Here is a 13,085-nt window from a genome sequence, read left to right as displayed (position 1 = left end):
ATGCCGGTTAATTTCGCCTCTTTGCCGATTCCTCTAAGAGGCCCGACGGCCCGGCAGACGTCGGCAGAAAGCGGGGCGGGTCACGTCGAGGGTTCACTGCGCGTTCTGCCCTTCTTGAACGAAGCGGTCAGGGAACAAGCACCATCGGCCCGAACGTGTGCCGGGCGGCAATATCGGCGTGCGCCAGGGCGGCGTCCTTGAGGGGATAGGTCGACGCCTTGTAGTCGCCGAACGTGCCGTCCCGATATGCGCCGAACACCGCATCGATCGCTTCGCGCGTCCGGCCTTGGAGATGCTGCGCCATCGGGCCGGCGACAACACGAACGTTTCGCCGGGACAGGGCGCCAGAGTCTGGCTCTGGCTGTCCGGAGGCGGCTCCGATGGTCGCAATGGTTCCGCCGTCCCGCACGGCGGCGACCGACGTGTCGAAGGTGGCCTTGCCAACGAACTCGTACGCGACGTCCGCACCCGCCGGCGCGATTGCTTTGAGCTGCTCCACGATCGAAGCGTCGGACGACAATAGGGCGTAATCGACGGAGCCCCGGATCGTCTCTAGCTTCTCCGGCGAGCTGGTCGTACCGATGACACGTGCACCGCGTGCGCGGGCCCAACGCGCTACCAGCAGTCCCACATTGCTCGAAGCGCCCTGCACCAGAACGGTTTCTCCCGCATGCAACTTGTAGAAGCCGTTCACCGCGGCCCAGGCCGTCAAGCCCTTCGTGAGGATCGTGGCGACTTCTACCGACGTGATGTCTTCGGGCGTCGCGATCAGGTCAGCTGCATTGATCAGGCGAACTTCTGCGTAGCTGCCAGGGGAAAGGAAATAGGCCACACGGTCGCCGACCTTCAGGTCGACGCCGGGGCCTGTCTCCTCGACAATGCCAGCGCCCTCGACGCCGGTTACACCGGGCAGCGGCATCGGAAAGATGCCCCGCCTGAAGGCGGTGTCGATGAAGTTCACGCCAATCGCCTCGTGGCGCAGGCGGACCTGTCCTTCGAGAGGACGGCCTACTTGCTCCTCCTCCGGGATCAGGACTTCAGGGCCGCCGTACTGGTGGAATCGGATCGTGGTGGTCATGGCGTGCCTCTAGTCGGTCAGGGCGAAGGGGAAGTGCTGTCAGCCTAGGCCGCTCATTGCGGACGCAGAAGCCAATGTCTCTCGATGCATTCCATCGTCCGTGTCGATGGATCGCGTTATCACCGGCCGGGAGTTCCTACAGCACCCTGGCGGTGCCTCGCGTCCACGCTGATAGTGCCCGGCCCGAACGCGGCAATCTGCAGGAATCCACCTGCCATGGTCAGATTCTTGAGGAAGTGGATGAACTGGTTCTGGTCGTTGAAGGCAGTGTGAAAGCTCAGGGCCGTGACGACGCAGAACAAGGCCAGCACGCTCGCGACAGTGCGCGTGCGATATCCCACGATGAGCGCGACGCCGCCCACAATTTCGATCAGGACCGCAACGATGAGGGCTGCTTCCGGTGCTGGAAGACCGGCGGAGGCGATATAGCCGGCGGTTGCCTCAGGGTTCGCCACTTTTACCGCGCCCGAGATGATGAAGATCGCCGCCATCAGCATGCGACCCAACAGACTGAGCATCGGCACGTAGCCAGCCGCCTCGTATCCACGATCAGCGATGGAAGGTGTAGACATATCGGAACTCCAAGGAAGGTAGGGATCGATTCCGCGAGCGCTCACAGCACCGAGAGCAAGCCGCCGTCCACGAGCAAGGGAGTGCCAGTCACGTAACTGGACATATCCGAGCCCAGCCACACGACGGCGTCGGCAATCTCCGAAGGTTTGCCGAGGCGGCGCAGGGGCGTTCTCTGACGAAACCCTTCCGACGCTTCCGCCACGCCCGGCGTATTACGCAACAGCGCTGTGTCGATGGTCCCGGGGCAAACGGAGTTCACGCGAATGCCAGAGGGCCCGAGCGCATCGGCCAGTGCCTTGGCCATCAGCACGACGCCGCCTTTGCTGGTGGAGTACGCAACCGTCATGCCTGCGCCGGAGATGCCACCCATGCTGGCCATCAGCACGATGCTTCCTGGCTTCGACAACGCCTGCATCTGGCGGGCAGCCGCCTGGGCGCAGAACAGGACGCCATCCAGATTCACGGCCATGAGGCGGCGGTAGTCTTCTTCCGCCACGTCCGCACCGTCCGAGCGCAGCGTAATGCCGGCGTTGCAGACCATGACGTCCACGCCGCCAAGGGAGTCGGTTGCCGCGATGAGGGCATCCACTTCGTCGCGCTTGCTCACGTTCGTTTGCACGAAGCGGCTGGCAACTCCCAAGGCGTCGATCTCGCTTGTCGTCGTCGCTCCTCCCTCGCGGGGTGTTTCGACCACGTCAGAGACGATCACGGCCTTCGCGCCGTGCTGCGCGGCGCCGATCGCGATCGCGCGTCCAATGCCGCTCGCCGCGCCAGTCACCACGACTACTTTTCCCGACAGCAGCTTGCTCATTTGCTGTCACCTTCCTTCGGAGCATCCAGTCCCTTCTGGAACGACTGGAATGCGGACTCTTTCGGCTTGGCCGTCAGTTGCGCCTGGAAGGTCGCGAAATCGGCGACCTCCCAGTGCTCGGCGAGCTTTCCGCCCTCGATGCGGTAGATCTGGAAGGCTCGGAAATCGACCTTGTTGCCCGTGGCCTTGAGCCCGCCGAAATCATTCAGCTGCGTGCCGGAGACGCGGTTCATCACGGCGACGCGATCGCCCTCGGCAACGATCTGCTCGATCGTCCAGGTGAAGTCGGGAAAGCTGGCCTTCAGCCCCTGCAGGTAGCTGCGGATGACGTGGATGCCGGGCGCCTGCCCTTCGAGGCGATCGCCATAGTCGCCTGTCACGATCTCGTCCAGATGGCTGAAGTCGGCGCGATTGAAGGCGTCGAAGTAGCGGCGCACTACAGCCTTGTTGGCCTCGATGTCGCTGTCGGGCTGCTTTGCCATGACCGGCTGGAACACCGCCGACATGAGCACGACCATCAAGGCCAGTGGCATGGTGAACGTTGGGACGCGCATGGGAGTCGCTCCTTGCTTCAGGAAAGTCGTCAGGACACCGGCGGCAGGCCGCCGAGCTGCTGCATCAGCGAGAACAGGTTCGCCACGCCCCAGTGATCGGTGATCTTTCCGTCGCGGACCCGCATCGCATCGACGGTTTCGAACTGGATCTTTCGCCCAGTCGGTGCGATGCCGAAGAGAGCGCCTCGGTGCGTGCCGTGATACGTCTTGAACGTCGTGACCACATCGCCGTCCACGGTCTGCCAGTGGATGACCGGATTGAAGTCGGGAAACGCCTCGCGCAAACGGTGGTAGAGGACACGAACGCCGTCCTTGTCCGGAGTGGTCCCTGGCTGGGGCGTGTGGTCGACGAAATCGTCTGCGAACAGCTGTTCGAACAGAGCAAAGTCGCCCTGTCCCTGCACTTGTTCGGTATTCGTACGGACAATGGTCTTGGCCTCTTCAGAGGCGATGCTGCTGGTCATGGCTGGCTCCGGGGAGAAAGGCGGGCCGTCTGCGGTGGCTCAGTGGGGGAGGATGAGTCCGCGCCGGCCCGTAACTGGTTAGTCGAAGAGTTTTGCCGCGGTGCGCGCGACCAGTTCGCCCTGGTGTCGGGCGCCGGCCAGATCGATCGCAGTGGGCTGTCTCGAACCGTCTCCACCAGCAACCGTGGTCGCGCCATACGGCGCCCCACCAACGACCTCGTCGATACTCATTTGTCCCTGATGGCTATAGGGAAGTCCCACGATCGTCATACCGAAGTGGAGCAGGTTCGTGATGATCGAGAACAGCGTCGCTTCCTGCCCGCCGTGCTGTGTCGCCGTCGAAGTGAAGGCGGCGCCTACTTTTCCGTTGAGTGCGCCGCGAGCCCAGAGGCCGCCGGTCTGATCGAGAAACGCCGCCATCTGCGAGGCGATGCGGCCGTAGCGGGTGCCGGTTCCGATCACGATGGCGTCGTAGTTCTCCAGCTCCGCGACGGTAGCGATCGCGGCCTTCTGGTCGAGCTTGTAATGGCTCTTGCGGGCGATTTCGTCCGGAACGGTTTCCGGAACGCGGCGAATGTCGACCGTCGCGCCTGCGGTACGCGCGCCCTCGGCAACGGCCTCGGCCATTTGCTCGATGTGGCCGTAGGAGGAGTAGTACAGGACAAGGACCTTGGCCATGGGATTCTCTGGTTGTTGTTCGCAAAGGTGGGCACTTGGCCGCGACGTGCAGCCATGCAGATATCAGGCGTTAGACGCCAGCGCCAGGCTTGCCGGCGAGCAACTGGAATTCCCAGGCCAGGTTGGTAGCGGTGGCTCCGCCATGCTCGAGGAGTGCGGGAATGAGCTTGGCTGCGGACTCCTCGCGGGCCCAGTCGCGCTGAAGTTCCGATGCGAAGACGATCCACGTCATCGGGACCGCACCCGCTTGGACCATGCGCGCGATGCCCATCTCGTGTGCCTCAACGCTGGTACCGCCGGACGCATCGGTCACGAAGTAGACCTCGTAACCATCGCCAAGCGCGTGGATGACCGGGAACGCCAGACACACTTCGGTCCAAAGGGCGGCAATCACGACCTTCTTTCGTCCGGTCCGCTTTACCCACTCGACGCACGCCGGGTCTTCCCACGTGTTGATCGTGGTTCGATTGATCGGCTTCTGCTCCGGAAAGACATCCAGCAGCGGCTTCACGATGTATCCGCCGCGGTCCTCCACGACGCTGGTGAGCAGCGTGGGAACCTCGAATACCTTTGCGGTCTTGGCGAGGGCAACCACGTTGTTCATGAGCAGCGCGGCGTCGATGTTCTTGACTCCGCTGAACTGGAACGGCTGATGATCGATCAGCAGAAGCACGCAGTTGTCGGGCGTCAGAAGGGCTTCCTTGCCGATCTTGCCTGCGGTGGAGTTGCTCATACGTGCCCTCATCTCTTCATGGAGTGAAGGTCACGTTAGGGTTTGTTCTCTGCGACTGAAATCCGCCGTCGGCGTAGATTCTTCCTACGTCTTTCGGATAGCTGCCAGCGAACACACTGATCGCAGCCCGGAGTCTTCGCGGGCGGCGAATGCTACGCGAGGTGAATGATCCCGCGTTTGAGCGCAATCACCACTGCTTCGGTTCGGTCCTGCGCGTGGAGCTTGTTCAGCACGTGCAACACGTGAACCTTGACCGTCGCTTCCGTTCGATGGATCTGCGCGGCGATCTCCTTGTTGCGAAGCCCTCTCGCCATCAGACGCAGAACCTCCAGTTCCCGATCAGTAAGCTCGACACGCGGAACGTACTCGGCAAGTCGTCGCGCCACGGCATCCGGCAAGATCCAGCCTTGACGCGAGACGGCGCGTATCGCGTCGGCAACCTCGTTGCGGAGCACGTCCTTGAGGAGATAGCCCCGCGCACCTGCCTCCAGGGCCCGGTGGATGTCCGTGTCGCCCTGGTAGGTCGTGAGCGCGATGATTCGCGCAGAGGGGAATTCCTCCACGATCCTTGCAATGGCATCCACCCCGCTCATCACGGGCATGCTCAGATCCATCAAGGTCACATCCGGTTGCCAGGCGCGGTAGGCGTCCACGGCAGCTGCTCCGTCGCCGGCCTCTGCGACCAGCTCCAAGTCGGGATGCAGTTCCAGCACGGCGGCCAGGCCATCCCGGTAAATGGGATGATCATCGACCGCCATGACGCGGATCCGCTGGGTCGCTCCATTGACGTCCAGGGGCTGCTTTCTATTGACGGACATAGTTCCAATGGTCGTCCTGTTCGGTGAGGCGCGACAATCCACCTATCGGCTTATTTTTGGGGCGACGTGACGGCTGCCCGCCGAGTGAAGCCCGGCACCAGTCTCAGCCAGCGCCAACGCGGGACTCTGACGCACACCTGAGTGCCGCTCCCCGGCTGGCTGTTCAGCGCGACGGATGCCCCGATGCATCTGGCTCGCTCTTGTATTCCCTGGAGCCCCCAATGGCCTCGGCGCCTGGCAACCTCTGAAACGTCGAAGCCCCGGCCGTCATCCCGCACGGAGATGCGCAAGTGGCTCCAGGTGTATTCGAGTTCGACGACCACCGTGGCTGCGTGGGCGTGCTTGTGAACGTTCACCAGGATCTCTTCCACGATCGAGCGGCACTGGGCTTTGACCTCCGCCGGGAGTTCGAAGGTGACGCCCGTGGCGGAGACGATGTTCACCGCGACGCCGCTGTCGGCGAGGATGCGGTGCGCGCTGAGTTGGATCGAGGCGGCAAGATCGTCCGCCTCACTGGGCTGGCGAATGTCCCAGACCACCTTTCGTGCGTGGGTCAACGTGCGATCCACTAGGGTAAGGATGCGGTCCAGGCTCGCCCTCTCGGGCGAGTGCGCGCCCAGTCGCTGATCGACCGCATGCAGCTGCAGCGCGATGCCACCGAAACCTTGCAACAACGAGTCGTGGATATCCCGGGCCAGACGTGTGCGTTCATCGAGAATGGCGGCACCGCGAATCCTGAGGGCAGCGCGGTGATACAGCCACAACAACAATGCGATGGTCAGAATCGACAGTGCGATGAACCAACCTTTCAAGTAGAACGGCGCCAACGCCTGGATCGTCACGTCGGACTCGATGGGAGACCATTGCCCTCGAACATCGCGCGCGGAGACGCGGAACCGATACGTCCCAGGGGCCAGGCGCGTGTAGGAGGCGACGCGTTGGGTTCCTGCATCTATCCAATCCGAGTCGAAGCCGTCCATGCGATAGCGGAAACGCACGTCCGGTCCATGCGACAGATCAACTCCGGTGTATCGGATGTCGATGCGGCGTGTCGCGGGATCCAGGACGATTTTGTCCCGGTTGCTCTGCCTCACCCCGTCGGCGGTGATTTCATCGATGTAGACCTTGGGGGCCGCACCGATGGGCTTCGCCTTGAGAGGGTCTACCGACACGATGCCGTGGCCCATCGCAAACCAGAGCATTCCGCCCGAATCCTTGAAGGACCAGGGATGCGGCCATGCCGCTGGGTCTCCGCCCGGCAACCCATCCAGTGGCTTGAAGCTGCCCACATCGATCAGGTCGGGAAGTTTGCCGTCGGCTACCGCAGACAGTTCTGCGAGACGAATGCGAGTCAGGCCGCCGAGCTGACCGAGCCAAAGCCTTCCCGCATCATCCACCTCGCCTGCGCCAACCCAACTTTCCGGCAGTCCCTCTTCCACGGCGACGACGGTCGGCTTTCCGCCGGCAACTCGGACGAGCCCTTCGTCCGATCCCACCCACACGGTTCCCTTGGGTGCTTCGAACATCACGTTGGGCCTGACACCGGTCTGCTTCGGCGTGGGCCAAGCGACGAACGTTTGATCGCCTGCCACGTCGATACGAGTCACGCCTGTCAGGCTGGCAACCCACAGCGCGTCGCTCGAATCCTTGAACAGGCGGAAGATGAATTCGTCCTTCTGCTGTATGCGCTCGAGGCTCCCACCTCTGCCACGAAAGAGGCCTCGCCATGTCGCGATCCATAGCGAACCGGTGCGGTCTTCCAGCAGGTCGGTGACGGGGGGCAATCCGCGGTAGCCGTGATCGGCCGTGGCCTGCCCCTTCTCGAAGCGGGAGATGATCCCATTCGGGCGCCCCACCCACACGCCGCCACCTCGCGCCGGCGCGAGCGAAAGCACCAGGTCGGCAGGGCTGCTGCCAACTCGCGAGAATGACGTGCGGGACGAGTCGATATGGCCGTAGTACAGCCCTCCAGTGGGAGGCGCCAACCACGTACCGCCGTCAGCGTCGCGCACCATGCCGCCAGGCATATCGCTTGGCAGCCCCGTACGCGCCGTGAAGGCTTGCACCTGCAACGGCTGGAATCTGTTCAGGCCATCACGCGTGGCCACCCATACGTTGCCTTGCTGGTCCGGAAGGATGTCGATGACGCGGTCATCGGATAAGCCATCGGCACGCGTGAATGACTGGAACTGCTTGCCGTCGAACCAATGCAGGCCGGCCCCGTACGAGCCCACCCACAGCGTGCCCGACGCGTCTTCCGCCATTGCGGTAACGGCACCAAACCCCTTGGTGGCCGGTAGTGGGAAATGCTCGATCTGCCCATCCTTCCATCGCGCGATGGCCGTGTGCGTGCCGAACCAGATCGAACCATCGCGAGTCGCGTAGACACGGCTCGGGTTATGCACTTGGGCACCTTCCGGAAGTGCGATCCGGCTGAGCTTCCCTTCGCTGATCCGATACACCGCACCTTCGCCTGCGGCGATCCACATATCCCCGTTGTTGTCGACGGTCATGCTGCTGCCGGAGTAGCTGACCAGCGTGCCGCGAAGCTCCCGCTGACGACCGTCGCGATCGATGACGACGACACGGCCGCTGCGCGTCACCGCCCAAAGACGATCGTGGGTGTCGACGGCGGCGGCATTGATGATGTCGGCCTTGAACGATTCATTGGTCGCGCGCAACGTCACCTGATCGCCCGCGACGCGAAACAGCTCGCTCCCGCTCCCCACCCACAAACCGCCCTCGTGATCTTCGGCGAGCGGGATGGTGATCAACCGAGTGCGGCCGCGCAGAGCCGGCGAGTTGTCGGCGTTGAAAGCCTTGAAGCGAACCCCGTCGAATCTCACCAGGCCCGACTGCGACGACAGCCAAAGGTAGCCGTCTCGGGTCTGGACCAGGTTGGAGGTAAACGCGAGCTTCACCTCCTCATGGGAGCGCCAGGTATCCACCTTGTAGCGGCCATAGACCACGGATGCCTGCTGTGCGACCACGCTATGCGGAAACGTGGCCAACAGCAGCGCGGCTAGGAGGCAAAAAGGAAGCAACGTCGGACTTCGGCTGCTCATGTGCAATGCCCTGCAAACGGCCAGTCCGTTGCCTTGGGGGAGAGGGTGATCATGAAATTTCGTCAGTGCTTGAGCGCTTCGATGAAGGCGCGCCCCACGGGTCCGGGTGGTGTGTCCTTGCGATAGACCGCCTGCATCTCCAAACCGGCACGCGTGGTGGCATTGGCGTGCGTCCGGATTTCCACCAGCTGGCCCTGATCCAGATCACCCTGGACCATGTGCACAGGCATGTGTCCCCATCCAAAACCTGCGCGCAGGAAGGCATGCTTCGCGCCCAGATCCGCCAGCCGCCACGTGAGCGGTGAGATGACGCCAAAGTTGCGTCCTGAAGATAGCGAGGTGCGGTCGGTGAGTATCAGCTGTACATGCTTGCTAAGCTCTGCGTTCGACAGGGGCTTCCGTGCCTTCGCCAGTGGGTGCTGCGGAGCGACCACGGTAGCGAACGGCACCACCACCAGCGGCTCTGCCACGAGCTCGTCTGGCACCGTTGGCAGCGAGCCGATGACGCCAATGCGACAGGAACCATCCAGGACCGGCTGCACAACACCGCCCAATGCCTCCACGTAAAGACGTAAGGGCGTGTTCGGATAGAGCTCTCTGCATCGCCCTACCGCGTGCGTAATTGCCGGCATCGGATACATCACGTCCATCGCCGCGGACAGTTCAGGCTCCAGTCCTTCGCGCATGGAGCGGGCCCTGGCCTTGAAATCATCCATGTGGTCGGCGACTGCGCGGGCATCACGCAGAAGTGACTCGCCCTCTTCGGTCAGTTGCGGGTAGCGCCCACTGCGCTCGAACAACGTAACGCCGAGCTGCGCTTCGAGATTTGCAAGCGTGTGGCTGACTACCGACTGCGCACGACGCAACTTCCTCCCCGCTGCGGAAAAGCTGCCTTGCTCCGCCGCCGCAATGAAGGTGCGGATCTGGTCCAGCGTGACTCCGTCGAGCATATATCTATCCTTTCGATGGATATCATCGATAAATATAGGCTATCAAGATATGTCTGGCGAACCTACTTTGGTCGCACCTCCCCAGAGATGCCGCCGTGACCCGCCTCACTCAGAAGCTTGCAGAACCGGAAACCTTCGTCGCCTCCCGCCGCATCGTGTTCCAAGGTCGTGGCGCCACGCGCGGCCCCATCACCCGCCTGGTCAACCCTTCCGATCTGGGCCAGCTGATCAAGCCGTTCGTGTTCCTGGACCGCGGCGAACTGCCGCCGACCGGGGACACCTTCTTCGGCATCCATCCGCACTCGGGCATCGCAACGCTGACGATCGCGCTCAGCGGCGGACTGCAGTACGAAGACACGACGGGCCAATCCGGTCAGGTGCCTGCGGGTGGCCTGGAATGGATGAAAGCCGGCGCGGGTGCCTGGCATGACGGCCGCGTCTATACCACCGAGCCCCTGAAGTTCTTCCAGCTCTGGTTGGCGTTGCCGGCGGAGCTCGAAAACTCCCCTGCCGAAGGCCAGTACATCCCGCCGGAGCAGGTCGAGAGCGATGGTCCTGTCAGGGTGGTGCTGGGTCGTTATGGCAATGCGCGCAGTCCGATCCGGGCACCGGAAGGCATCAACTACTTCCATGTTCGCCTGAAGGCCGGCGAGACGTGGCGCTACCAGCCTCCTCATGGACATACCGTCGGTTGGATCGCGGTGTACGAGGGAGTCGCTGAAACACCGAACGCCGTCGCCGCAGGCGAGATCGCGGTGTTCGATGAATCAGACGCGGCGCTGGAGTTCACCGCACAAGGGCCGACCTCTTTCGTGATCGGCTCGGCCATCAAGCATCCGCACGACCTCGTGACCGGGTACTACTCCGTTCACACCACTCCCGATGCGTTGGAGCAAGGCGAAGCCGAGATCAAACGAATCGGAAACATCCTCCGCGCAGCCGGGCGCCTTCGCTGATCCGGCGCGCATTCCCGCAGCACTCACCTTTACACATCACCATTCAGGAGATTTCCATGTCCACTATCGCAACGACCGCCGCTCCTTCCACGACCAACGTGGCCCGCAACAGCGCCGAGCTTCTCGGGCGCGTCCTTCTCGTCGCTCTCTTCCTCATTTCCGGTCTGGGCAAGATCAGCGCCTATGACGCGACCGCCGGCTACATGGCGTCCGTAGGCGTCCCGGGTATCGCGCTGCCCGCGGTGATCGCGCTCGAAGTGCTGGGTTCCGTCGCGATCATCCTGGGCTTCCAGACCCGTCTCGTCGCCGCCGTGCTCGCCGGCTTCACTCTCGCCACGGGAGTGATCTTCCACAACAACTTCGCCGATCAGATGCAGATGATCATGTTCCTGAAGAACGTCTCGATCGCAGGCGCCTTCCTGATGCTCGTGGCCAACGGCGCGGGCGGTTTCAGTATCGATGTGAGAACTGCCAAGTAAGCCCGTCGATACCGGTGCCGAGGCGTGCTGTCACGCCTCGGCGATCTCCCGCCTCCGATGCGGCGTCAGACTCAGCTCCCTCCAGTCCAGCTCTTCCTGCAGGATCCGGAATGCATCCTCCGGGACCCTTCCTTCAAGAAGCAGGGACTGGAGCGTCCTGCGCTGCGCAGCCACCAAGACACGTTCCGCTTCACGAGACCGCGGCAAACAGAAGTTCGCATCTTCAGCTGGTTGATCGACCGCCACGGCATCCAGAACTGAGCGCGCGGCCCTGACGTCCCGATCCAAGGACAAATCCTTCGGAATCCCGAGCCATTTGATGAGCGGGGCTATCGTGGCTCCTTGCAGGATCAATGTGCCCAGCACTACGGCGAAAGCGCTTAGGACGATCAGGTCGCGCCCGGGGAATTGCGCCGGCAACGACATGGCAGTGGCCAAGGTCAGAATGCCCCGCATCCCACACCAGCCGACCAGAAGACGGGTTTGCACCGTGCCAGCGGGAGGCTGGCGAAGAGACGGCAGAACCGGGCTGAGAAGGCATCGATAACTCAACACCCACGCAATCCTGACCACGACGACGCAAACGAAGACCAGCGCCGCAAAGCCCAAGGCATTCCAGACTTCGGCACCCTGTAACTGCGAAAGGATCGAGCGCGTCTGCAGTCCCATCAGGAGAAATGCAGTGACATTCAGCGCGAAGACCGTTGCATCCCAGACTGCAAACGAGTGAACACGGTCGCCCGCAGTCTGCCGTCCGTGGGCAAACCGAGCCACCCACATGGCGTATGCCACCACCGCCAGAACGGGAGATACGTGCAACCTCTCGGCGATCAACCAGATCCCGAAGGTCGAGACGAACTCGATGAGCGTCGATCCCAGCGTGCCGGACCAGAAGGGCCAAAGGGCGACGAATGCTGCGCCCGCAATCACACCCAGAACGACACCGCCAGGCACGGCTAGCGCTAGCGAGGGCGCGAGGTCGGCCAAAGCGTCGCCGGACGTCACCGAGCCCACCGCGGCAGCGAAAATCAGCAGCGCAACGGCATCGTTGAACAGGCTCTCGCCTTGGAGCACAGTCAAGGTTCGCCGTGGCAACCCCTGGCTGTTCAGTACAGCCTGCGCGGCGGCTGCATCCGGCGGCGCCACGATGGCACCCAGCGCGATCGCGGCCGCGATCGGAAGACCGGCAACTTTCCACCCGATCCACGCCACTGCCGCCGTGGTGAGGACGACGGCGAACAGCGCGAGCGCGACCAGCGCAGCCCAGTGCCGGCGCAACTCATACGGCGATATGTCGTAAGCCGCGCTGAGGATGGCAGGAGCGACGAACAGGACCAAGGCGAGATGCGGGTCAATCGCAATGACCGGCGCCCACGGCGTGGCCGCCACCAGCGCTCCCGCAAGCGCCAGCATGGTTGGATACGGCAAGCCGATCCTGCGCGCCAAGTGAAGCAGGACGCAGGAAATCAGCAGCAACAGCACCAAGGATTCAAACAGAGCCATCTCGCACTCCGACCTAAACCGCGGACAGGCCTCGTTCCACGAAAACTTCCCTCGCGGCGACCAATCCATTGATCGCAGCTGGGAACCCGGCGTATACCGCCATCTGCAGGATGCATTCGGTGATCTGCTGCGGCGTGCAACCCACGTTCAGACCACCGTGAATGTGGACCTTCAGCTGCGCGGTGGCGGTCCCCAATGCCGTCAGTGCGGCGATGGTGGCGATCTGCCGAACGGGTTTATCGAGGCCCGGACGAGACATCACATCCCCATACGCGAACGCCACGATCCAGTCGGCGAAGTCGGGCGCGATGTCCTTGAGGCTCTCAACCACCGCCTCACCGCTGCTCCCCGTGATGCTCTGTAACGTCGCAACACCTGTGGCGTAACGGTCTTCAGGAGTAGCCATCTTGGAATCTCCGGTAG

Annotated in this window: 14 protein-coding genes; 2 read left to right on the top strand and 12 right to left on the bottom strand. The window is 63.0% G+C overall.

What is annotated here, in order from left to right; all coding sequences use genetic code 11:
- Nucleotides 1–127: 127 nt before the first annotated feature.
- The 10 genes from AAFF32_RS06750 to AAFF32_RS06705 all read right to left on the bottom strand — a co-directional run bounded on the left by AAFF32_RS06750 (nucleotide 128) and on the right by AAFF32_RS06705 (nucleotide 9,724).
- Entirely contained in the window at nucleotides 128–1,078 is a 951-nt protein-coding gene (locus AAFF32_RS06750; protein ID WP_342316892.1) for a zinc-binding dehydrogenase, read from the bottom strand.
- A gap of 119 nt (nucleotides 1,079–1,197) precedes the next feature.
- Nucleotides 1,198–1,650 (bottom strand): DoxX family protein, encoded by a 453-nt coding sequence (locus AAFF32_RS06745; RefSeq protein WP_342316891.1) that lies wholly within the window; start codon nucleotides 1,648–1,650, stop codon nucleotides 1,198–1,200.
- 41 nt (nucleotides 1,651–1,691) lie between these two features.
- Nucleotides 1,692–2,462 carry an SDR family oxidoreductase gene (locus AAFF32_RS06740; RefSeq protein ID WP_342316890.1) on the bottom strand — a complete coding sequence of 257 codons (771 nt, stop codon included), beginning with the start codon at nucleotides 2,460–2,462 and terminating at the stop codon, nucleotides 1,692–1,694.
- Nucleotides 2,459–2,968 carry an ester cyclase gene (locus AAFF32_RS06735; protein ID WP_342316889.1) on the bottom strand — a complete coding sequence of 170 codons (510 nt, stop codon included), beginning with the start codon at nucleotides 2,966–2,968 and terminating at the stop codon, nucleotides 2,459–2,461. Before AAFF32_RS06735 ends, AAFF32_RS06740 begins: the two co-directional genes overlap by 4 nt.
- Nucleotides 2,969–3,045: 77 nt before the next feature.
- Nucleotides 3,046–3,480 (bottom strand): ester cyclase, encoded by a 435-nt coding sequence (locus AAFF32_RS06730; RefSeq protein WP_342316888.1) that lies wholly within the window; start codon nucleotides 3,478–3,480, stop codon nucleotides 3,046–3,048.
- Between the two features lie 78 nt (nucleotides 3,481–3,558).
- Nucleotides 3,559–4,158 (bottom strand): NAD(P)H:quinone oxidoreductase, encoded by a 600-nt coding sequence (wrbA, locus tag AAFF32_RS06725; RefSeq protein ID WP_342316887.1) that lies wholly within the window; start codon nucleotides 4,156–4,158, stop codon nucleotides 3,559–3,561.
- Between the two features lie 70 nt (nucleotides 4,159–4,228).
- Nucleotides 4,229–4,891 (bottom strand): hydrolase, encoded by a 663-nt coding sequence (locus AAFF32_RS06720; protein ID WP_342316886.1) that lies wholly within the window; start codon nucleotides 4,889–4,891, stop codon nucleotides 4,229–4,231.
- A 152-nt stretch (nucleotides 4,892–5,043) separates the two neighbouring features.
- Nucleotides 5,044–5,649, bottom strand: coding sequence for a response regulator transcription factor (locus AAFF32_RS06715; RefSeq protein ID WP_342316885.1), 606 nt, complete (start codon nucleotides 5,647–5,649; stop codon nucleotides 5,044–5,046).
- A 110-nt stretch (nucleotides 5,650–5,759) separates the two neighbouring features.
- Nucleotides 5,760–8,774: a two-component regulator propeller domain-containing protein gene (locus AAFF32_RS06710; RefSeq protein ID WP_342316884.1), complete on the bottom strand. Its 3,015-nt coding sequence runs from the start codon at nucleotides 8,772–8,774 to the stop codon at nucleotides 5,760–5,762.
- A 62-nt stretch (nucleotides 8,775–8,836) separates the two neighbouring features.
- On the bottom strand, nucleotides 8,837–9,724 hold the full coding sequence (locus tag AAFF32_RS06705; protein ID WP_342316883.1) for a LysR family transcriptional regulator: 888 nt from the start codon (nucleotides 9,722–9,724) through the stop codon (nucleotides 8,837–8,839).
- A gap of 95 nt (nucleotides 9,725–9,819) precedes the next feature.
- On the opposite strand from AAFF32_RS06705, the gene AAFF32_RS06700 reads away from it, so the two are divergent.
- Both AAFF32_RS06700 and AAFF32_RS06695 read left to right on the top strand, forming a co-directional pair.
- Nucleotides 9,820–10,680 carry a pirin family protein gene (locus AAFF32_RS06700; RefSeq protein WP_342316882.1) on the top strand — a complete coding sequence of 287 codons (861 nt, stop codon included), beginning with the start codon at nucleotides 9,820–9,822 and terminating at the stop codon, nucleotides 10,678–10,680.
- Nucleotides 10,681–10,736: 56 nt separating this feature from the next.
- Nucleotides 10,737–11,159 (top strand): DoxX family protein, encoded by a 423-nt coding sequence (locus tag AAFF32_RS06695; RefSeq protein ID WP_342316881.1) that lies wholly within the window; start codon nucleotides 10,737–10,739, stop codon nucleotides 11,157–11,159.
- Nucleotides 11,160–11,189: 30 nt separating this feature from the next.
- On the opposite strand, the gene AAFF32_RS06690 is transcribed toward AAFF32_RS06695, so the two are convergent.
- Entirely contained in the window at nucleotides 11,190–12,662 is a 1,473-nt protein-coding gene (locus tag AAFF32_RS06690; protein ID WP_342316880.1) for a cation:proton antiporter, read from the bottom strand.
- A gap of 13 nt (nucleotides 12,663–12,675) precedes the next feature.
- The gene (locus tag AAFF32_RS06685) at nucleotides 12,676–13,068 is read right to left on the bottom strand and encodes a carboxymuconolactone decarboxylase family protein (protein ID WP_342316879.1); all 393 of its coding nucleotides are present in this window, start codon (nucleotides 13,066–13,068) and stop codon (nucleotides 12,676–12,678) included.
- Between the last annotated feature and the right edge of the window lie 17 nt (nucleotides 13,069–13,085).

The sequence above is a fragment of the Lysobacter sp. FW306-1B-D06B genome (assembly GCF_038446665.1).
Taxonomy (GTDB): domain Bacteria; phylum Pseudomonadota; class Gammaproteobacteria; order Xanthomonadales; family Xanthomonadaceae; genus Lysobacter_J.
The sequence above is the reverse complement of the archived record's forward strand: the minus strand, read 5'-3'. Positions and strand labels throughout refer to the sequence as shown.

Coding starts and splice junctions, on each gene's coding strand:
- AAFF32_RS06750 (WP_342316892.1), bottom strand. CDS start 1,078: ATGACCACCACGATCCGATTCCACCAGTACGGCGGCCCTGAAGTCCTG.
- AAFF32_RS06745 (WP_342316891.1), bottom strand. CDS start 1,650: ATGTCTACACCTTCCATCGCTGATCGTGGATACGAGGCGGCTGGCTAC.
- AAFF32_RS06740 (WP_342316890.1), bottom strand. CDS start 2,462: ATGAGCAAGCTGCTGTCGGGAAAAGTAGTCGTGGTGACTGGCGCGGCG.
- AAFF32_RS06735 (WP_342316889.1), bottom strand. CDS start 2,968: ATGTCGGCGGTGTTCCAGCCGGTCATGGCAAAGCAGCCCGACAGCGAC.
- AAFF32_RS06730 (WP_342316888.1), bottom strand. CDS start 3,480: ATGACCAGCAGCATCGCCTCTGAAGAGGCCAAGACCATTGTCCGTACG.
- wrbA (WP_342316887.1), bottom strand. CDS start 4,158: ATGGCCAAGGTCCTTGTCCTGTACTACTCCTCCTACGGCCACATCGAG.
- AAFF32_RS06720 (WP_342316886.1), bottom strand. CDS start 4,891: ATGAGCAACTCCACCGCAGGCAAGATCGGCAAGGAAGCCCTTCTGACG.
- AAFF32_RS06715 (WP_342316885.1), bottom strand. CDS start 5,649: ATGGCGGTCGATGATCATCCCATTTACCGGGATGGCCTGGCCGCCGTG.
- AAFF32_RS06710 (WP_342316884.1), bottom strand. CDS start 8,774: ATGAGCAGCCGAAGTCCGACGTTGCTTCCTTTTTGCCTCCTAGCCGCG.
- AAFF32_RS06705 (WP_342316883.1), bottom strand. CDS start 9,724: ATGCTCGACGGAGTCACGCTGGACCAGATCCGCACCTTCATTGCGGCG.
- AAFF32_RS06695 (WP_342316881.1), top strand. CDS start 10,737: ATGTCCACTATCGCAACGACCGCCGCTCCTTCCACGACCAACGTGGCC.
- AAFF32_RS06690 (WP_342316880.1), bottom strand. CDS start 12,662: ATGGCTCTGTTTGAATCCTTGGTGCTGTTGCTGCTGATTTCCTGCGTC.
- AAFF32_RS06685 (WP_342316879.1), bottom strand. CDS start 13,068: ATGGCTACTCCTGAAGACCGTTACGCCACAGGTGTTGCGACGTTACAG.